We start from the raw sequence: 20,971 nt of genomic DNA, 5'->3' as shown, positions 1-20,971 counted from the left end.
TGAATAACCTCCCCTAAGTTATTTTGCTTTCCAAGATGTTGCAGTTGTTTTTAGTACTTTATTTAAATCATCAATGTTTTTATAACCAGTTGTACGTAACCATTCTCTTGCAGCTTGTTCTCCTTGTTCAATATAAACTTTAACTGCACCAGACCATGTCGCACGCCCACATAACACACCATTGAAATGTGCACCTGCATCATGTGCAAATGTTAATGTGTCTTGGAATAATTCAGCTGATACACCAGCACTTAAATAAATATAAGGTAAATGTGTCGCTGCTTCTTGATCACGGAAATGTTGTGCTGCTTCTTCTTTTGTGTATACAACTTCACCCTCTGTAAATCCTTCAACAAAATTCATATTTACGGGTACTTCAACTTTAAGCACATCAACATTGAATCGATCTTCAGAGAATAACTTCATTGCTTCATTTACTTTACGAGGTTTTACTTTTGCAAATTCAGCACTTTTATTATCTGGAATATTATCATCATAAGTTAACACTTCTAAGAAAAATGGAATGTCTTCAGCAACACATTCTGAACCAATTCGTTCAATATAAGCTTTCTTTTGAATGTTAATTTCTTCTGAATCATCTACATCATAATAAAGTAAGAATTTAACTGCATTGGCACCCTGTTCTTTTAAACGTTTAGCAGACCATTCTACTAAGCAATCTGGTAAACGACCTTTTGCATTCACGTCATATCCAGTTTTTTCATATGCAAGTAATAAACCACACTCTTTATTACGTGCATCAGAAGCAGGTAAGCCATATTCAGGATCTAAAAGAATAGAAGATGCATATTGTGTTAACTCTTCTGATACAAGTACTTTTAATTGTTCGATTTGTTCAACTGTAGGAGGTTCTGTTTGATGTTCAGCCATCATTCTTTTTAATGCCCCACGTTGATCAAATGCTAAAGCTGAAATAATCCCATCTTGATTACTTAATTGTTCGATTGATGCTAGTTTTTGTTGTGATTTTGTCATGAATTACACCTCTATAACTTCAATTTGTTTGAATAGTTCTTTAAATTTATCTACATTGATATGACCTGTTTGATGCTCCATTGCATTTAACATTCCAAATGCATTAGCTTTTTTCAGTAAATCTTCATCGGATTGTTGATGAACAAGACCTGATGCAATACCTGCCACTGTAGAATCACCAGACCCTACAGGATTAACGACTTTTATTTTTGGAATATTTACTTTATAAAATGTTTGATGATGTTTAGCGAAAGCGCCATCGCCACCTAAAGAAACAATAATCCATTCAATACCTTTGAAGATGGGTTGAGTAACCGCTTCTTTTAAACTATCGATATCTGTAGTGACAGTAGTGTGTAATAATTGAGATAATTCATCAATATTAGGTTTTATCACTGAAGGCTTATTTTCGCTCAACAATACATCCATCAATGATTGACCAGAACTATCTAAAATCGTAGGTAGACCTTGTTCATTTGCTAATTTCACAATATCAGCGTAGTAATTTGTATTAAGACCTTTAGGTAAACTTCCAGACATCGCTATAACATTAGCTCTTTTAAATAGTTCTAAAAGATGTGCTTTATAGCTTTCTGCTTCTTCCTTGTCAATAGTTGGTCCTTGTTCGAGTATTTCAGTTTGTTGTCCTTCATGTAGAATAGCGATACAATTTCGCGTTTCTCCTTTTATTTTGAAGAAAGACTGTTCAATTTGAGCATCCATTAATTGTTCTTCAATAAATTGACCTAATGCGCCACCTAAAAAGCCACTTGCTAACACATTTTCGCCAAATTCTGATAATACACGTGTTACATTTAATCCTTTTCCTCCAGCAGTTTTACTCGTCTTTTTAACTCTATTCACAGTATCTAGATGAAACTGTTCTAATGGGTAAGAGATATCAACTGAAGGATTTAAAGTTAATGTTAGAATCATTTCACATCTTCCTTAATCGTGATATTCACCCTTGTCCCATTTTTCTAAGAATTCATCAAAGAAGTGAGGATTAGCTTGATTATCGTTATGTGCTTCTAAATGATTAATTTTAGCAATTAATTTTTTATTTTCTTCAGTAGGTTTGTATTCTGCTTCGATAAATGCATCAATGATATCGAAAATAAATAATTCGCCTGCTACTTTACCGCCGAAACTAACAACATTAGCATTTAATTCTTCTTTTGAATAAAGTGCTGATGTCATATCACGTACTAATGCTGTTCTTACACCTGGGACTTTGTTTGCTGCATTACTAATACCAACGCCAGTACCACAAATACATACGCCTAAATCTGCTTCTCCACTAGCAACTTTTTCTCCTACTTTTTTACCGAAGATAGGATAATGTGTACGTGTAAAATCATACGTACCTACATCAATAACTTCGTGTCCTTGAGCTTTTAAGTGTTGTGAAACTTCCATTTTTGTATCAGTTACAATGTGATCGCAACCTATAGCAATTTTCATTATTTATTCCTCCAATTAGCACATTTTATTTAACATATCTACGCGGATTTGGTGACGTCCGCCATCATAGTGTCCATTTACAAATTCTTTAGCAATATTTTTTGCTAATGTATCGCCTACAATTTCAGAACCCATTGTAATCATGCGTGCATTGTTGTGACTACGTGTCATATATGCTGAACGTTCATCTGATACTTCAGCAGCAATCATTCCTTTTACTTTTGTAGCGACAATAAAACTACCTGCACCATAAGCATCCACTGCAATTCCTAAATTATCATCGTTCTTTTGTACTTCGTGTACAACTGCTAATGTTGAATCAACAAAGTCTAATTCTTTTCCTTCTGTTACATCTACTACATCATGGTTATTTTCTTTTAAAAATGTTTTTACAACATCTTTAAGACGTTGACCAGCGACATCTGAACCAATAAAAATTGTCATAATGATTCTCCTTTGAAAATAAGATAATTAAACACATGTGTTTGAAAAAGCGCTTTCAAATCTTTACACCTAAATTATAAACATAAATAAACAAATAATCAACAATAAATGTTGGAATATTGTTTGAAATTTCATTTTTTTAAACAAAATATTTTGTTTTTATGTTTAATTGCGTTCAATTATCTAAAAAAATACCAAGATTGTTTATTTAAACAATCTTGGTATCATTCAATTAATATATCACTTCTGTGTAAGCTTTTAATTTTTGTACATTATCTTCATCATTTTTATCAACAACTACTGCTGTTAAATCTTCTAAATGACATAATTGAGTAAAATCTTCTTTTCCAATTTTTGAAGTATCAATTAATAAGTATTTTTCAAGTGAACGATGAAGTGCAAGTTGTTGTGTATACGCTTCGTCAATTGTAGAAGTGAGTACATCTGCATCTTTTATTCCATTACAACTAAAAAACATTTTACTAAATCGTTTTGTTTTAAGAAGCGTATTTGTCATTTCACCTACAAATGATTCAGTAAGTTCTCTCATTTCTCCACCTAATAAGTAAACTTTAAAATTTAGCGAACGCTTTTTAAATAATATTTGAAATACTGGAAAACAATTCGTAATCACTGTTAATGACTCTCGTTCTATTAATTGAGCTAGTAACTCGATTGTTGTTCCAGGTCCTAAAAAAATCGTATCATTTTCTTCAATTAAGTTAACAGCTTTCCTTGCGACAGCACGTTTTTCTTCAATATTCTCTGTGTGCTTTTCTTGATGAGACTTTTCTTTAATTTGAAAAGTTGAATTACTACGTGCACCACCATGTATTTTAGTTAGTAATCCTTTTTCTTCTAGTTCAGCTAAATCACGACGCACTGTCATGTCAGACACATTAAGTTCCTCAACGATTTCATTTGTCCTAACCGTTCCTTTTTGATTTACGAGTTTAGTAATTTCTTCTAAACGATCGTATTTATTCATTCAAATTCTCACATCCAACTTATTTTATTAAACATGTCCATATAAAATGAACACATATATCTCATAAAGATTTTAAGCGCAATTTCATTCTATACTATTACTTGTTTTAAAACTAGAAAATAAAGGTAAAAATATGTTGTAATAATAGTATAAAATTCATTTTAAAAAAGTTATATTAGTCATTATTATAAACGAGGTGCTCAGATTGAGTAATAAAATTGAAAAATTAAAAGAAATTGTTGATAAATCAAACAAAATTGTATTTTTTACTGGTGCGGGTGTATCGGTTGCAAGTGGTATACCTGATTTTCGTTCCATGGGTGGATTATTTGATGAAATTTCAAAAGAGGGTTATTCACCTGAATATTTATTAAGTATTGATCATTTAAATGATAATAAAGAAAGCTTTATCGACTTTTATCATAAACGACTACTAGTAGCAGATAAAAAGCCTAATATCGTCCATGAATGGATTGCAGAGTTAGAAAAAGAAGGCAAATCTTTAGGTGTGATTACCCAAAATATCGATGGGTTACATGAAGATGCTGGAAGTGAACATATTGATGAAATTCATGGTACACTGAATCGCTTTTATTGCATCAATTGTGGGAAAGAATATACGAAATCATATGTTATGGAACACAAATTAAGATATTGTGAGAACTGCGGTGATGTCATTCGTCCTGATATCGTATTATACGGTGAAATGCTCGATCAGCCTACTGTCTTTAGAGCATTAGATAAAATCCAAAAAGCAGATACTGTCATTGTGTTAGGTTCATCCTTAGTCGTACAACCTGCTGCTGGCTTTATTTCTAACTTTACAGGAGACAATCTTGTAATTATTAATAGAGACGCTACACCATATGATAGACAAGCAAGTTTAGTTATTCATAATGACATGACAGAAGTGGTTGAAGAAGTTATGAAAAAATAAAAAGATATATCAGCCTAAGACATCTGTCTTAGACGTTTTTAACATGTTAAGTAGTCGATAACTGTAATAAATATGACTATTGCTCCTTTAGTTTTTCCTATGTATAAAAAAGCACTTCTCAACTTTGAGAAGTGCTTTAATCGTTCTAATGGAACACAAATTGCTGATGCAATTTGCATACTGAACTTGTAAGCAAACAAGTTTGCAACAATTCCAATATTAACGTTTTGAGAATTGAACAATCGAAAATGAAAGTTATCAAATACTAATATATCCTTTCATATCAATAATTATGACATGTAAAAATACTCATATAATGATAGAAATCTAACATTAGGGATACAACTGGCACCAATTAGCACCATAAAATAGACTAGTCAATCACTTTAAATTCAGGTAATTCATCAATTAATTCTAATGTTTTCATACTTACATTAATAATTGAAAGTAATAGGTTAAATATATATTTAGAATCTTCACTGAATTCGTTTGGATCATCTATGATGCCAGATTTATTATCATGTTTAACCTTATATTGATCCATAATCCATTCAATAGCTGATTTACCATTGACCACATACTTATAAGCTTGCTCAGGAATATCAGAAATAGTAACTTCTTTATTAAATATAATTTTAGTTTTATCATTAACAGATTTTCCTTGTTCATTTCGGATTTTGGGATGTTTCATTGCTTCCACTTTATAACTCGGATTCTTTTGTTCTTTGTTTATCGTTAATCCTTCATATTTAGGAACTGTTTCATAATTCAAGTGTAAATATGCAAGTTGACGACCAATTTCTACATACTGTTCTTTATTCTTAAGCTTAGGAATTCTCGGTAATGACTTTTGCAAATCATTAGCATAACTCTCTCTGTAAACTGAAGAATGTAAAACAGCATATGTATAATAAAAGGCTTCTTCTTCATTTAAACCCAGTTCTTTAACAACAGACTCTCTTATATTGGAAGTATCTAAATTTAAAAATTCAGATTTTTCATTATTATATCTAGAAAACCCTTGTGCACCAGCATCTAAAATATTTAAATCTGGTATTTTATCTACAATAATTGTTGAAAAACCACGCCTTGAACCTGTTCCTGGAACAAGTATAACTTCATTGAAATTCCCAAAGTTCTTTCTGTGATTTCTAGGACGTTCAATAATTTGTTCATCATAATATATCCATTTTTTTGTAAAAGGTCTATATAAATTCAATCGAACTTTTGATTTATCTAAATCAATATCTTTACCTTTTTTAAAAAGACTCTTCAATCCAGAACTCCATGAAATAAAATCTTTTTCCTGATTTATATGAGCTAGTTTATCAGTTGTATGATGTTTAAGTCTTCTAATTTCCGAATTAAAATTAGCAACCATTCTTTCTGAATTCTCAATTACAGATTTTTTATTAAATCCATAAACCCATATATCTCTATTTGTGCTCACACCTAAAGATTTGCTTAAAAACAACCCATCTAAGTCACTATCTAGTGGTATAAAACTAAGATAATCTTTATCTCGATGGTTTATCCAATCATAATTTATATCTGGAACAGTTTTATTCCAATCTATCGATTGAAGACTTCTTTTATCAACTAAAAAATCTAATTTTTGCTTTTTACTTTTATAATCCCCAATATCATAATAATAAATTTCGTGTACATCACTTTCATCTTTAATAAAAATATTAATTGATACCCCTGTTAATATATCGAATACATTTCCACCTTCTTTTGACGCATCAATACCAGATTTCCCACGAACTGAACCACGAAGATTCAAAATATAAATATAATTATATTCTTCAAAAAGATCTTTTCGAATGCCTGATGTAGTCTGACTATCTATAAATGAGGAATTTGTAATATAAGCGACTACCCCTTTACCTTCTAATCGATTAGTAGACCATTTAAATGCTCTAAATAAAGAATCATATAAAGTATTTTTATTTCTAACATTTGTGTATTGAACATAATCATTTCTAATCTTTTCATCTAAATTAGGATAAGTAATGTTTTTATTATCATCATTCTCACTCTCTTGTCTAGCAGAGTAAGGAGGATTTCCTACTATCGCTGTAATTGTAGCGTCTTGTTGTTTTTTTAGTCGTTCATTGTTCTTGCCAAAATAAGTATCATTCAAAGTACCTTCTTCTTCATCACTTTCGAAAGTGTCTGTTAAAACGATACCTTCGAATGGAACATAGCCTTGTTTATCTCCATTAATCTCATCAAAGGTTGATTCAATATTAATAGCAGCGATATAATAACTTAATAAGATTATTTCATTAGCATGTAACTCTTGTGTGAATTTACGTGTAATATCCGATAGTGTAATTTCACCATTTTCCAATTGTTTTTTTAAATAAGTTAATGTACGGATAATAAAAGTTCCAGTGCCTGTAAAAGGATCTAAAATATGTACACTTTCACTAGCTAATGCTTTCCCAAAATGTTTTTTTAAAACATCATCTACTGATTTAATAATAAAATCTACAACTTCAATAGGAGTAAATACTATTCCCATTTTTTTTGAAGTTTTTTCGAATGCTGTTTTAAAAAATTGTTCATACAATGTAATGATAATTTTTTGTTTATCCTCAGACTTTTCAACACCTTCGGCACGCATTTTAATTGATTCATATAAAGGTTCAAGATTTTCTTGTTCCTTTGCAAAACCAGCTTTTTCTAATTCACTTATAATATTTTCCATTGCCATTGAAACAGGATTATTATTAACAAAACTGTATTCTGAAAATAGTGCTTCAAATATTGGTTTAGTAATTAAATGTTGCGACAACATCTCAGCAGCTTGATTCTCATCAATACTTTCATTGATATTATGCTGTAATGAAGAAACAAATTTTTTGAATTCAATTGTAATAGGATCTTTTTTATCAGTTAATTTTGTTTTAATCCAACTAATTTGACGTTGAGCAATTTTTGCAACATCTGCCGACCAGTTTTCTAAATACCTTCTATCTCCAACCTTTTGAACAATTTTACCAAAAATAGCACCTTCAAATTTATCCCAATCAAATTCTAATTGGGTTTGTTCATATTTTTCACCAAGTTCAGTTCCATCAGTTGTGTTTTCATTATTATTTTCTTTGCTAGGTGCACCGCCAATTCCTATTACCTTTAATTGTTTAGGCTTCGCAATATTTAATTTATCAACCATCGCTTCAAATCTTTCATCAACAGAACGTAAAGCATTAATAATCTGCCAAACCGCTTCATAATGCTTATTATTATCTAATACTGTTTCTGGAGTCTCTCCTGAAGGTATAACAACTGGTAGGATGATATATCCATAATCCTTGTTTTCTGATTTACGCATAATACGTCCAACAGCTTGTACTATATCAACTTGTGATTTTTTAGGAGCTAGAAAAATAACTGCATCTAATGTAGGAACATCTATACCTTCAGTAAGGAATCTAACATTTGATACAATTCTAGCTTCGTCTGAAGGTTTATTTAGATCTGCTAACCAGTCAAGTACTTCTCCTTTTTGTAAAGCATTCATTGAACCATCAGCATGCTTCATTGAAAGTTTAGTTGTTTGTTGATCAGTTGAAGTACCAATATATTCATTTACAACTTCTTCAAACTGTTTTGATACTTTTTTTGAGTCTTCAATTGTTCTTGTAAAGGCAATAGCACGTTCTAATGGTGCTCCATCATATGGACTATTCTTTATTGGATTTTTATATCCATTACGACGCATCATTCCATTCCAAATTCCTACTATTCTACCAACATCATCAATATTAAGCCCATTTTCTGGGTCTGCTAGTGTTTTCTGCATATCTTTTTGAATAGCTGTTTCATCAACAGCTAAAACCATAACTTTATAATCTGTTAATATTCCATGTGATACAGCTTGTCCAAAGCCCATACGATAAAATACTTCACCATATTTTGTTTCATCATCCATTGAAGATAAAAGAATACTTTTATCTTTAGCATTTTTCTTAGCATTATCACCGTATATCTTAGGTGTTGCCGTCTGATACATTCTTAATTTACCTTTAACTTTTTCATTATCATGAACTTTAGTAAATACACTAGCATCTTTATTCATTTCATGCGCACCAGTAGTTCTATGTGCTTCATCAGAAATAATTAAATCAAATTCGGGAAAACCTTCTTTTTGAGCATCACCTATTACATCAATACTTTGGTATGTACTAAACACAACTATCATATCTCTATCAGATTGAGTTTCTTTAATGTCATTCCAGTTCTTCAATAATTGGTCTTTAGATGTTGTAGCCGGATAACCAATATCAGTAGCTTTAATATCTTCCGTTCCATCATTTCCTCTAGAAGCATCTCTGTCAGATGTAACAGCCATACTTGCAATTTTTAATTCTGTATCATTGTTCCATCCTCTAAGTGTTTGAGTTAATAACTGAATACTAGGAACAAGATATAGTACTTTAAATTGATTACTCGCTTTTTTAGATAATGATTCAGAAATTTTCAAGCTAGTAAATGTTTTACCGGTTCCTGGTGCCATTATTAATTGACCACGCTCATTTTTCTCAAAATGATTAATAGCATTTTCTAAAGCTGTTTTTTGATAAAAACGTAGTTCTTTAGGCTTTTTAATAGTTAGTTCTTCTGGTCTTTCAAAGTTAAAATCTGACCAATTGATTTGAGAATTTCTTAAATCTGATAATCCAAGTATTTCTATATTTTTTTGATTATTCTCTATAGTAGATCTTGCATTTTTATTCCATTCATCTACAGTAGAAACAATTAATCCTCCCTGGTAATATTTAGACCCAGTTTCAGCAACAAAAGAGTTGATTTCAGATTTTCCAATAGAATTTTTATAGAATTTTGCCTGTATTGCAATGATATCACCATTAAACTGTTCAGCTACTAGGTCAACACCCTTATCTTTTTTATCTGGTAACCCAAATTCATTTGGTACATCTCTTAGTTCCCATACATTTTTATATAGTGCTTTATATGTAGGTTCATTCTTTAAATATGCTAAAACTAATTTTTCAAAAAGAGTGCCTTTTTCACGTTGTATATTATTAGATGCTTCCTCTATTTGTTTAAGTAAATTATCAAAACTAGAGATATTATCTTCTGATTTCGTTTTCATATTAACCTCCTACATGTATTATTTTTATTATTATCTCATATCTAATAAACGATGAATATCAAATTTTGAATGATATAAATTAAAATGACTTAAAAGATTGTCTCAAATAACTTAGTTGCATATTTGAGTTTTCTAAATGATATACAGCTAAAAAACTTAAATGATATTGTGATATAGCGAAAACTTGATATATATGCCCAAACTCATTCTAAAAAAACCACTAAAGAATTAATGTTAAAAATTAAAGGATCATTGAAATATGCATATGCCCGTGGTTTAATACCAAATGATTTTGGTCATCTACTTAAGGCAAAAGGGAAAGAAACTGAAAAAAAGAACATCCCTCTTTCAATCACTGAATTTAAAAAACTTAGACATTATTGTCTATCAAATCAAGAAGATGAATTTAATGTTTTAGTATTATTAGCACTTGAAACTGGTGCTCGTAGAGGTGAATTGTTGGGTATTACAAAAGCTGATATTTTTAAGTATGGTATTAAAATACAACGTTCAATAAGCCCTACTAATTCTGACATTAGCTTAAAGACAAAACACTCTAGACGTGATATTACTGTTAATAAAGATGTTTATAATGCTTTGCTAAAATTGTCTTCTAAGAAAGCTGATTATATTTTCAAAACTGATGGTTTTCATCAAGCCAAACAATTGCATGATTTACTTAATAAGGTGGATATTCAGAAAACAACTTTTCATGGACTACGAGATACACATTCTTCATTTTTATTCTCTAAAGATATCAGTATAGACTATATATCAAGACGTTTTGGATACAATTCAGTACTAACTACTCAAAATTATTACCTTGAATTAATGCCAGAAAAAAAGCATCAGCAAGATGCTGATGCTTTAAATCTATTAAATGAATTGTCTCTTTAACACCAACCGACACCATAAAATGACTTTTGATGTTGAATTGATAACAAATCGATTAACGTTTTGAGAATTGTGGAGAACGACGTGCTTTTTTAAGACCTGGTTTTTTACGTTCTTTCATACGTGGGTCACGAGTTAATAAACCTGCGCGTTTTAAAGAACCTCTGTATTCTGGATCAGCTTCTAATAATGCACGAGCGATACCATGACGGATAGCTTGAGCTTGTCCAGTGAAACCACCACCGTATACGTTAACTAATACATCATAGTTACCTTTAGTTTCTGTAACATCGAATGGTTGGTTTAAGTCTAAGATTAATGATTCGAATGGTAAGTATTCGCGTACGTCACGATCGTTAACAGTGATATTACCTTCACCTGGTACTAAACGTACACGTGCTACTGAGTTTTTACGACGGCCTGTGCCTCTATATTCAACTTGTGCCAATGTAATTTCCTCCTTCTAATTAACCACGTAATTCGTAGTTTTCTGGTTGTTGTGCAGCGTGTGGGTGTTCAGCGCCACTGTATACAAATAATTTTTTACCTTGTTTTTCACCTAAACGTGAACTTGGTAACATTCCTTTGATAGAAGTTTCAAGTAAACGAGCAGGGTTATTACGTTTTAATTCACCAGCAGTCACTGATTTAATACCACCTGGGTGATTTGAGTGACGGTAGTAAACTTTATCTTGTTCTTTTTTACCAGTTAATTCGATTTTTTCAGCGTTGATGATGATTACATAGTCACCAGTATCAACGTGTGGTGTATAAGTTACTTTATTTTTACCGCGTAAGATAGATGCTACTTCAGATGATAAACGACCTAATGTTTGGCCTTCAGCATCGATAACATACCATTTGCGCTCAATGTTTGATTCATTTGCCATAAATGTTTGACGCATAATAATTATCCTCCTAAAAATAAATGCTTCGTCTTAGATTACAGGTACTCATCGCAGTCGAACCTACGAACGAGGCCTGCAATCTAGGTCATTCTGTTACGATTTCAAAGCGTAATGTTCATTTATTTTATTCCTGTCTAATCTGCTTATATATCTTGTAACACAATAAGTTTCCGGGGCTTATCGTGGGATGATATAAAACAATACCGTTAACTATCTTATATTTTATAAGCCCATTTGTCAATGCATATTAGTTATTTTGTAATGATTTTTTATAATGTATTTTTACATCCTCACCAAAGTCATTTTTAAGTGCTTCTGGATCTAAATATATCTTTTCAAGATATAATCCTTCAGCGGGTGCTGTAAAAGGCACATTATCTCTATTTTTAGCTTTAAGCAGTTCAGGAACTTCGTTAGGTTGTCGCTTCCCTTTACCTACTTCTACTAAAAAAGCTACAAGTACACGCACCATATTATATAAGAAACCAGAACCTGTGACGATATAGTCAAAACCTTCGTCCGTTTTTACAACTTCACTTTGGTATAGTGTACGTTCTTTACTTTCAACTTCAGTCTTTTGTGAACAAAATCCAGTAAAATCATGAGTTCCAATAAAGTGTTTAGCCGCTTCATTCATCTTATCTAAATCTAAGTCATCTTTTATAAATGTCTTAAGACCACTTTCAAATGGATTGCGATGTTCTGCTTGATACACTTTATAGCGATATCTCTTACCTACACAATCATAACGACAATGAAACGTGTCATCTACTTGTTTTACACTATTCACGTAAATATCCTCAGGTAACGCACTATTCATCGCATATTTCCATTGTTTAGGCTCAATATTCAATTCTGTATCAAAATGAAAATACTGTTCATAAGCATGCACACCACGATCTGTGCGACTTGATGGATGTATACGTACATGTCGACGATGCATACGTTTTAAAATTTTTTCAAATTGTTGTTGAACAGTTCTACCTTGTTGTTGAATTTGAAAACCAAGAAATCCATGTCCTTGATACGCAATATTTACTAGTATGCGCAATATCTTACACTCCCATATATTTTAATATAAATAATATCATTCCAATAGGTATCAGACTGAATAGACTCAAAGTATCTCTCTTATGCCATGACAACTTACGATAACTTGTACGTTGTACATTAGCATCATATCCTCTAACTTCCATTGCAATGGCTAATTCATCAGCTCTTTGAAAGGCAGAAATAAATAGCGGTATCATTAATGGGATGAAAGCTTTAATTCTTGTCATTAAACTCCCCGAACTGATTTCAGAACCTCTTGATTTTTGAGCAAGAATAATTTTATCTAATTCATCCATCAATGTTGGAATAAACCTTAAAGCAATTGACATAATCATACTTAATTGATGCACAGGAATTTTAAATAGTTTCAATGGGGCCATTAACTTTTCAAAAGCATCAGTCAAGTCAATTGGACTTGTTGATAATGTCATAATTGTCGCAACCATAACAATCGTTATTAATCTTAAAGAAATAAAAATACCTTCTAATACCCCTGTACTATCAATTTTAATAAAACCTATTTCTAATAGCGTAGTCCCGCCGTGAGTAAAGAAGATGTGCATTAAAAACGTAAAGATTAAGAAGAAAAATATTGGTGTTAATCCTTTAATTAAAAACCAAAATTGAATTTTAGCCATTTTCATAAAATATAGAATTAATAATATTATCCAAGCGAATGTAGCAAAAGAATGAGCAAAAAAGATAAAAATAATAAATACAAATACAAAAATTAACTTTGCTCTAGGATCAAGACGATGTATCACAGAGTTATTAGGTAAATAACGTCCTATAATAAGTTTATTTTTCATGTTCTTGCCACTCCTGATACAATGTTACAAACTCATCTTCATTTAAGGCAATATCATTAAACATAGTTTGATATTTATCTTCAACATCATATTGCAGTTGTACTACATCAGGCAATGCAATATGCCAATCTTTCAGTTTTTCGTGTTGTCTGAATAATGATTTAGGAGAGCACTGTTCTATTACTTTCCCTTGTCTCATTACAATGATTTCTTCTGCATATCGCGCCACATCATTCATATCGTGTGACACTAATATGACTGTTTTATGATGATTGACTTGAATTGATTTTATTAATTCCATCACTTGCTGACGACTTTTTGGGTCAAGTCCAGCAGTAGGCTCATCAAGAATAATTATATTCGGTTTCATTGCAAGGATAGAAACTAATGCAATTTTACGCATCTGACCACCTGACATTTCAAATGGCGATTGTTCCATAATATGATGATCAAAACCTAAATCTAAGAGTAACTGATACGCATAAGACTTAACTTGTTCCACATTCATCTTAAAATTTTTAGGACCAAATGCTACTTCTCTTTCCACACTATCTTCAAACAATTGTGATTCAGGAAATTGAAAAACCAAACCTACTTGTTGTCTTAATTCTCGTAGATGCTTGTCTTTTGTTTTATGAGTAATCTCCTTATTATCAAAAGTAATACTACCTTTTGTTGGTTTTAATAGCCCATTAAAATGTTGAATGAGTGTGGATTTACCACTTCCTGTTTGACCAACAATCGCATAGTATTTACCTTGCTCAATTTTGAGATTGATATCATTTAAGGCTTGATATTCATAAGGAGTGCCTTTTTGATAAATATATGAAACATGATTAAATTGAATGGTCATAATTTATCAACCAGCCCTTCATATGTAGTGAATTCATCTTTAAAGCCTAGCTTTTGATTCATTTTCATTGCAAATGGTAAATCTAAGCCAATCTCTACTAAATACTGTGTATTTAAAAAAATAAAATTTGGCTTGCCTTCTTTGTAAACTTTACCTTTATTCATAATGACGACATGGTCGCTTTCTAACGCTTCACTTAAATCATGAGTAATAGAAATAATCGTTAAATTTTTCTCTTGTTTAACTTGTCTAATTAATGAAAGTAAAGACTGTTTACCTTGGGGATCTAACATAGAGGTTGCTTCATCAAGAATGATGACATCTGGACTTAGTGCTAAGACTCCTGCAATAGCCACGCGTTGCTTTTGGCCTCCCGATAAAGAATGTGGTTCATATTCCATATATTCTTTCATATCTACATTATCTAAAGATTGAATGACGATTGCTTTCATTTTGTCATGAGATACTGCGTGATTCTCGAGTCCAAAAGCTACATCATATTCCACAATTGAACCTACAAATTGATTTTCTGGATTTTGAAAGACAATACCAATATGGCGTCTAACCTCTCTTAAATAATCAGGCGTAACTAAATGATTGTTATAAAAAATTTCTCCTTCAGTTGCTTGTTCTATTCCAACTATAAGTTTTGCAATTGTAGATTTCCCCGAACCATTATGTCCTACAATGGATGTCCATTGATGTTTTGGTATATTAAATGACACATCTTCTAAAGTGAAGGCCGCATCTTTTTGATATTGAAAATGTACATGTTTAAGTTCGATGATATTGTTATTATCAGTTTTCACAGCCTTCCTCCTTTATTAATAGTTACTACATTAGTTTACATGAATAAAAACTAGATGTACATGAGTAAACGTCTTTCATATATAAAAAGAGTCATGCCTCAAAAGCACGACTCTTTTTAATCATTATAGATTCATTAAAATTAAAAAAGCGCGCACCCCATCACATTTTAGTTGAGTTCACGCTTTATATTAGTATTTAGTTGATGGGGTACTCTGAGCTAGACAATATTTGTATGTGGCAAACATTATCGTTGCACTCATTTGCTTTAAATACAAGTAGTTAGTGTATTTATATATAAAATTAATCTACTAATTCGATGATAACTGATTCAGCACCGTCACCACGACGAGGACCTACTTTAAGAATACGAGTGTATCCACCTTGACGTTCTGCATAACGTTCAGCAATTTCACCAAATAATTTTTGAAGTGCAGTTTGTGTAGTTTCATCTTCATTTAAGATTTCAACATTACGTAATGTTTTAGCAGCATTACGACGAGATGCTAAGTCACCTTTTTTACCTAAAGTGATTAATTTCTCAACAACACTACGAACTTCTTTTGCACGAGCTTCTGTAGTTTCAATACGCTCACTTACGATAAGTGATGTAGCTAAGTCACGTAACATAGCTTTACGTTGATCAGAAGTACGACCTAATTTTCTGTAACCCATGAGTTAACCTCCTTTAACTTATTAATCTTCTTTTCTTAAACCTAATCCTAAATCTTCTAATTTATATTTAACTTCTTCAAGAGATTTACGACCTAAATTACGCACTTTCATCATATCAGCTTCAGACTTGTCCGCTAATTCTTGAACAGAATTGATGCCTGCACGTTTTAAACAGTTGTATGAACGTACTGATAAGTCTAATTCTTCGATAGACATTTCAAGTACTTTTTCTTTTTGATCTTCTTCTTTTTCAATCATGATTTCAGCATTTTGCGCTTCATCTGTAAGACCAACGAAAATATTTAAATGTTCAGTCATAATTTTAGCAGCTAATGAAACAGACTCTTGTGGAGTAATTGAACCATTAGTCCAAACATCTAAAGTTAATTTATCAAAATCACTACTTTGACCTACACGTGTATTTTCAACTGTATAGTTTACACGTTCAACAGGTGAATATAGTGAATCTACAGGAATTACACCAATTGGTAAATCACTAGTATTATTTTGTTCTGCTAATGCGTAACCTCTACCCTTATTAGCAACAAGACGAATTTTTAAATGTCCACCTTTAGACACTGTTGCAATTTTAAGTTCTGGGTTTAGAACTTCAACATCACTATCGTGAGTAATATCACTTGCTGTTACTTCGCCTTCATCTCTCACATCAATTTCTAATGTTTTATCTTCTTCAGAATAGATTTTTAATGCTAATTTTTTGATGTTCATAATAATTGTAGAAACATCTTCAACAACATTGTCTATAGCTGAAAATTCGTGTAAAACACCTTCAATTTCGATGTACTTAACGGCTGCACCTGGTAATGAAGATAGTAGGATACGACGTAAGGAGTTTCCTAGTGTAGTACCGTAGCCACGTTCAAGTGGTTCAACAACGAACTTACCGAATTTAGCATCTTCACTAATTTCAATTGTCTCAATTCTAGGTTTTTCAATTTCTATCATTTACAAAATCCTCCTTAATAACGTCGAATTAATTTTAAAATTGTTTCGCTCAGTGATTTGTAACAATAACAATCAATAAAAATTATACGCGACGACGTTTTGGTGGACGACAACCGTTGTGAGGTACTGGAGTAACGTCTCTGATTGCTGTTACTTCTAAACCAGCTGATTGTAATGCACGAATCGCTGATTCACGACCTGGTCCAGGTCCTTTTACTGTTACTTCAACAGTTTTCAAACCATGTTCCATTGCTGATTTTGAAGCAGTTTCAGATGCCATTTGAGCAGCGAATGGTGTTGATTTTTTTGATCCTTTGAAACCTAATGCACCAGCTGATGACCAAGATAAAGCATTACCAAATTCATCAGTGATAGTTACGATTGTATTGTTGAATGTTGAACGGATGTGTGCTACACCATTTTCAATATTCTTTTTAACTCTACGTTTACGAGATACTTGTTTACGTGCCATTTATATTTTGCCTCCTTTACCTATTATTTTTTCTTATTAGCTACAGTTTTAACTGGGCCTTTACGAGTACGAGCATTGTTTTTAGTTTTTTGACCACGAACTGGTAAACCACGACGGTGGCGAATACCACGGTATGATGAAATTTCCATTAAACGTTTAATGTTTAAGTTTTGTTCACGGCGTAAGTCACCTTCTACTTTATAACCGTCAACTACTTCACGGATACGACCTAATTCGTCATCTGTTAAATCTTTTACACGTGTATCAGCTGATACGTTAGCTTCTTCAACAATTTTTTTAGCTGTTGAAGTACCGATACCATATACGTAAGTTAATGAAATAACTACGCGTTTTTCACGTGGAATATCTACTCCTGCAATACGTGCCATATATTTTTACACCTCTCTTTTATTAACCTTGTCTTTGTTTGTGCTTAGGATTGTCACAAATTACCATAACTTTACCTTTACGTTTAATGACTTTACATTTTTCGCAAATAGGTTTTACTGATGGTCTTACTTTCATTTTTATACCTCCCTATATTATGGAGTGACGATTATTTATAACGATACGTAATTCTACCGCGTGATAAATCATACGGAGACATTTCTACTGTTACTTTGTCGCCAGGTAGAATACGAATATAATTCATTCTAATTTTACCACTTACATGTGCTAAAATTTCATGACCATTTTCTAATTCTACTTTAAACATAGCATTTGGTAAAGTATCAAGTACTGTACCTTCTAATTCTATTACATCTTGTTTCGCCATTGATTAACTTCCCCCTTTTTACAATAGTAAGGTAATCGTCAATAGACAACTTCAACGATACGAATCTAATATAGTGAATAGTTATTATAAGTTTAACAAAATGCGGGAATTATGATCGTCATACGACACTCAAAAAATAAATTCTTGCCAGAGAAACCTAATCAAAGTTCACATAAATCTAGATCGCACATTAGTTGATCTATTTTAATTGATCTAAGATATCAATGACATCTTTGGTTACTTCGTCAATATCTTTCGCACCATCAATGTTTTTCAATACGCCTTTTTCATCGTAATACTCTAAAATTGGCTTAGATTGTTTAACATTAACGCTTAAACGATTAGATACTGTTTCTGGATTATCATCTTTACGTTGATAAAGTTTTCCACCATCGATATCACAAACACCATCAACCTTCGGAGGATTAAATACAAGATGATAAGTTGTACCACATTTCTCACAGATACGACGACCTGTAAGACGATTCATTAGCTCTTCCTCAGGAACTTCAATATTGATAACAGCATCAATATTTCTGTCAAGCTCAGACATAATATTGTTTAATGCCTCAGCTTGCTCAATTGTTCTAGGGAATCCATCTAATAAGAAACCTTTTTTTGCATCGTCTTCAGAAATTCTTTCTTTAACGATACCTACAGTAACTTCATCAGGGACTAATTCTCCACGATCCATGTATGATTTAGCTTCTTTTCCTAAATCAGTTTCATCTTTAATCGCTTTTCTGAACATGTCACCAGTAGATATATGTGGTATTGGGAATTTCTTAACAATTTCACTCGCTTGAGTACCTTTACCAGCTCCAGGTAAACCCATTAAAATGATATTCATAAATTGCCCTCCTACAAATTATCTACCACCAAAGCCTTTATATTCTTTTTGACTCACTTGTGCTTCAAGTGATTTCATAGTTTCAATTGCTACACCAATAACGATTAATAAACTTGTACCACCAATTTGAATTGATTGAGGTAAATTCATAAATTTTGTCGCTATAATTGGAAGAATAGCAATAACTGCTAAGAAAATAGAGCCTACAAAAGTTAAGCGATAAAGTACTTTAGTAATATATTTTTTTGTTTGTTCCCCAGGTCTAATTCCTGGTACATAACTACCTTGTTTTTTCAAGTTATCAGCCATTTTTTCAGGATTAACTTGAACAAAAGCATAAAAATATGCAAATGCAATAATTAATATGACATAAACAATCATACCATAAGTGTTTGAAGGGTTAGCATATTCTGCAATATTTTGCGCCCAATCAGCTTTAGGGAAGAACAATGTTAATGTTCTTGGCAATAAGAAGAATGCCATCGCAAAGATGACTGGAATAACCCCTGCAGAGTTTACTTTTAAAGGTAGATATGTTGCTTGTGATCCTAAACGTTGTGCAGATTGTTTTTTAGCATATTGAATTGGAATTTTACGTTTCGCTTCCAATACATAAATCGCTCCAATTGTTAATAAAATTAATCCAACAATTAAACCAATAACTTTTAACCATGCTAACGTTGTATCGTCATTACCAACAAATGCTTGTTGCACAAATTGGATAATTGATGATGGCAACGTCGATAAAATACCTGCAAAGATAATGATTGAAATACCATTACCTACACCAAATTGTGTAATTTGATCACCAAGCCAAATTAAAAATGCAGTTCCAGTTGTTAAAACTACAGCAATCAATAAATAACTCATGACAGATTGATGAATAATCAATTTACCGCCTAAATAGTTATTAAATTGAAATGCCATACCAATTGATTGTATAAATGCCAATATAATAGCGAAATAACGTGTTACATTGCTAAGTTTTCTTTTACCTACTTCACCTTGTTTAGCCCATTCAGTAAATTTAGGGACAATGTCCATTTGTAATAATTGCATTACGATAGAAGCAGTGATGTACGGCATTATACCCATAGCAAAGATAGAAAAGTTCTTTAAGGCTCCGCCACCAAACGTATTAAGAAGAGCAGCGACACCTTGATCAGAACCTTGCTGTTCAAAAGGCTCAGGATTAACTCCAGGAGCCGGAATATAAGTTCCTATTTTGAATATTACTAACATTGCTAATGTGAAGAAAATCTTGTTTCGAACTTCTTTAGTTTTAAAGAAGTTCATAAACGTTTGAAACATTAGATCACCTCGTGTGCTCCACCTTTAGCATCGATAGCTTCAACCGCTGAAGCTGAGAATTTGTGAGCTTTCACTGTCAATTTTTTATCAAGTGAACCGTTGCCTAGTACTTTAATACCAGATTTTTCATTCTTAACCACACCAGTTTCAACTAATAAAGCTGGAGTTACTTCAGTACCATCTTCAAATTGATTAAGTTGGTCTAAATTAACAATAGCATATTCTTTACGATTAATGTTAGTGAAACCTCGTTTTGGTAAACGACGGAATAAAGGTAATTGTCCACCTTCAAATCCTGGTCTTACGCTACCACCTGAACGTGCTTTTTGACCTTTTTGACCGCGAGCACTAGTTTTACCATTACCTGAACCAGCACCACGACCTACACGGTTACGTACACGACGTGAACCTTCAGCTGATTTTAACTCATGTAATTTCATTATTTAGGCACCTCCTTAATTATTTTTCTTCAACTGTTAATAAGTGTTTAACTTTGTTGATTTGCCCACGAATTGCAGGGTTATCTTCAACAACTACTGAACTATTAGTCTTTTTAAGACCTAACGCTTCAACAGTTTTACGTTGTGTTTCAGGACGACCAATAACACTACGAGTGAGGGTAATTTGTAATTTAGCCATTA

At 32.0% G+C, this 20,971-nt stretch carries 24 protein-coding genes; 2 read left to right on the top strand and 22 right to left on the bottom strand.

What is annotated here, in order from left to right:
- Window positions 1-18 precede the first annotated feature (18 nt).
- From lacD to NST64_RS03085, 5 genes are all read right to left on the bottom strand, one after another.
- Window positions 19-996: a tagatose-bisphosphate aldolase gene (lacD, locus tag NST64_RS03105; protein ID WP_002455020.1), complete on the bottom strand. Its 978-nt coding sequence runs from the start codon at window positions 994-996 to the stop codon at window positions 19-21.
- Between the two features lie 3 nt (window positions 997-999).
- Window positions 1,000-1,932: a tagatose-6-phosphate kinase gene (locus NST64_RS03100; RefSeq protein WP_049417780.1), complete on the bottom strand. Its 933-nt coding sequence runs from the start codon at window positions 1,930-1,932 to the stop codon at window positions 1,000-1,002.
- Between the two features lie 12 nt (window positions 1,933-1,944).
- Window positions 1,945-2,460 carry a galactose-6-phosphate isomerase subunit LacB gene (lacB, locus tag NST64_RS03095; RefSeq protein WP_049417778.1) on the bottom strand — a complete coding sequence of 172 codons (516 nt, stop codon included), beginning with the start codon at window positions 2,458-2,460 and terminating at the stop codon, window positions 1,945-1,947.
- 15 nt (window positions 2,461-2,475) lie between these two features.
- Complete coding sequence (lacA, locus tag NST64_RS03090; RefSeq protein ID WP_072291661.1) at window positions 2,476-2,904, bottom strand: galactose-6-phosphate isomerase subunit LacA; 429 nt, start codon at window positions 2,902-2,904, stop codon at window positions 2,476-2,478.
- Window positions 2,905-3,136: 232 nt separating this feature from the next.
- A complete protein-coding gene (locus tag NST64_RS03085) occupies window positions 3,137-3,892 on the bottom strand; it encodes a DeoR/GlpR family DNA-binding transcription regulator (RefSeq protein ID WP_017174829.1) in 756 nt (251 codons plus the stop codon).
- Between the two features lie 205 nt (window positions 3,893-4,097).
- Between NST64_RS03085 and NST64_RS03080 the strand changes: the two genes are divergently transcribed.
- Window positions 4,098-4,829, top strand: coding sequence for an NAD-dependent protein deacylase (locus tag NST64_RS03080; protein ID WP_107632213.1), 732 nt, complete (start codon window positions 4,098-4,100; stop codon window positions 4,827-4,829).
- Between the two features lie 373 nt (window positions 4,830-5,202).
- Here the strand turns inward: NST64_RS03080 and NST64_RS03075 are convergent, their stop codons facing one another.
- The gene (locus NST64_RS03075; protein WP_107632212.1) at window positions 5,203-9,957 is read right to left on the bottom strand and encodes a type ISP restriction/modification enzyme; all 4,755 of its coding nucleotides are present in this window, start codon (window positions 9,955-9,957) and stop codon (window positions 5,203-5,205) included.
- 231 nt (window positions 9,958-10,188) lie between these two features.
- Between NST64_RS03075 and NST64_RS03070 the strand changes: the two genes are divergently transcribed.
- Window positions 10,189-10,854 carry a site-specific integrase gene (locus tag NST64_RS03070; RefSeq protein ID WP_241961013.1) on the top strand — a complete coding sequence of 222 codons (666 nt, stop codon included), beginning with the start codon at window positions 10,189-10,191 and terminating at the stop codon, window positions 10,852-10,854.
- 52 nt (window positions 10,855-10,906) lie between these two features.
- On the opposite strand, the gene rpsI is transcribed toward NST64_RS03070, so the two are convergent.
- From rpsI to rpmD, 16 genes are all read right to left on the bottom strand, one after another.
- Window positions 10,907-11,299, bottom strand: a complete 393-nt coding sequence (gene rpsI, locus NST64_RS03065) for a 30S ribosomal protein S9 (protein ID WP_002448344.1) — start codon at window positions 11,297-11,299, stop codon at window positions 10,907-10,909.
- Between the two features lie 19 nt (window positions 11,300-11,318).
- Window positions 11,319-11,756, bottom strand: a complete 438-nt coding sequence (rplM, locus tag NST64_RS03060; protein ID WP_002448612.1) for a 50S ribosomal protein L13 — start codon at window positions 11,754-11,756, stop codon at window positions 11,319-11,321.
- 250 nt (window positions 11,757-12,006) lie between these two features.
- Window positions 12,007-12,810: a tRNA pseudouridine(38-40) synthase TruA gene (truA, locus tag NST64_RS03055; RefSeq protein WP_072291654.1), complete on the bottom strand. Its 804-nt coding sequence runs from the start codon at window positions 12,808-12,810 to the stop codon at window positions 12,007-12,009.
- A 4-nt stretch (window positions 12,811-12,814) separates the two neighbouring features.
- Complete coding sequence (locus tag NST64_RS03050) at window positions 12,815-13,621, bottom strand: energy-coupling factor transporter transmembrane component T family protein (protein ID WP_107632211.1); 807 nt, start codon at window positions 13,619-13,621, stop codon at window positions 12,815-12,817.
- Complete coding sequence (locus tag NST64_RS03045; RefSeq protein ID WP_019835776.1) at window positions 13,611-14,474, bottom strand: energy-coupling factor transporter ATPase; 864 nt, start codon at window positions 14,472-14,474, stop codon at window positions 13,611-13,613. Before NST64_RS03045 ends, NST64_RS03050 begins: the two co-directional genes overlap by 11 nt.
- Entirely contained in the window at window positions 14,471-15,283 is an 813-nt protein-coding gene (locus NST64_RS03040; protein WP_048762077.1) for an energy-coupling factor transporter ATPase, read from the bottom strand. Before NST64_RS03040 ends, NST64_RS03045 begins: the two co-directional genes overlap by 4 nt.
- 301 nt (window positions 15,284-15,584) lie before the next feature.
- Window positions 15,585-15,956, bottom strand: coding sequence for a 50S ribosomal protein L17 (gene rplQ, locus NST64_RS03035; RefSeq protein WP_002448491.1), 372 nt, complete (start codon window positions 15,954-15,956; stop codon window positions 15,585-15,587).
- Between the two features lie 21 nt (window positions 15,957-15,977).
- Window positions 15,978-16,922, bottom strand: coding sequence for a DNA-directed RNA polymerase subunit alpha (locus tag NST64_RS03030; protein WP_002448356.1), 945 nt, complete (start codon window positions 16,920-16,922; stop codon window positions 15,978-15,980).
- 82 nt (window positions 16,923-17,004) lie between these two features.
- Window positions 17,005-17,394: a 30S ribosomal protein S11 gene (gene rpsK, locus NST64_RS03025; RefSeq protein ID WP_000101625.1), complete on the bottom strand. Its 390-nt coding sequence runs from the start codon at window positions 17,392-17,394 to the stop codon at window positions 17,005-17,007.
- Between the two features lie 23 nt (window positions 17,395-17,417).
- Window positions 17,418-17,783 (bottom strand): 30S ribosomal protein S13, encoded by a 366-nt coding sequence (gene rpsM / locus NST64_RS03020; RefSeq protein ID WP_002448629.1) that lies wholly within the window; start codon window positions 17,781-17,783, stop codon window positions 17,418-17,420.
- Window positions 17,784-17,805: 22 nt separating this feature from the next.
- On the bottom strand, window positions 17,806-17,919 hold the full coding sequence (gene rpmJ, locus NST64_RS03015; RefSeq protein ID WP_001829709.1) for a 50S ribosomal protein L36: 114 nt from the start codon (window positions 17,917-17,919) through the stop codon (window positions 17,806-17,808).
- Between the two features lie 31 nt (window positions 17,920-17,950).
- Entirely contained in the window at window positions 17,951-18,169 is a 219-nt protein-coding gene (gene infA, locus NST64_RS03010) for a translation initiation factor IF-1 (protein WP_001829792.1), read from the bottom strand.
- Between the two features lie 199 nt (window positions 18,170-18,368).
- Window positions 18,369-19,019: an adenylate kinase gene (locus NST64_RS03005; protein WP_002448556.1), complete on the bottom strand. Its 651-nt coding sequence runs from the start codon at window positions 19,017-19,019 to the stop codon at window positions 18,369-18,371.
- 18 nt (window positions 19,020-19,037) lie between these two features.
- The gene (secY, locus tag NST64_RS03000) at window positions 19,038-20,330 is read right to left on the bottom strand and encodes a preprotein translocase subunit SecY (RefSeq protein WP_049417774.1); all 1,293 of its coding nucleotides are present in this window, start codon (window positions 20,328-20,330) and stop codon (window positions 19,038-19,040) included.
- Complete coding sequence (rplO, locus tag NST64_RS02995; protein ID WP_002448533.1) at window positions 20,330-20,770, bottom strand: 50S ribosomal protein L15; 441 nt, start codon at window positions 20,768-20,770, stop codon at window positions 20,330-20,332. The genes secY and rplO overlap by 1 nt, the downstream gene beginning before the upstream one ends.
- A gap of 19 nt (window positions 20,771-20,789) precedes the next feature.
- A complete protein-coding gene (gene rpmD, locus NST64_RS02990) occupies window positions 20,790-20,969 on the bottom strand; it encodes a 50S ribosomal protein L30 (RefSeq protein WP_001096576.1) in 180 nt (59 codons plus the stop codon).
- Window positions 20,970-20,971: the final 2 nt, after the last annotated feature.

Origin of the sequence: Staphylococcus sp. FSL W8-1268 (assembly GCF_038003965.1) — a bacterium.
GTDB lineage: Bacteria > Bacillota > Bacilli > Staphylococcales > Staphylococcaceae > Staphylococcus > Staphylococcus hominis.
This window is presented reverse-complemented; position numbering and strand designations above follow the sequence as displayed.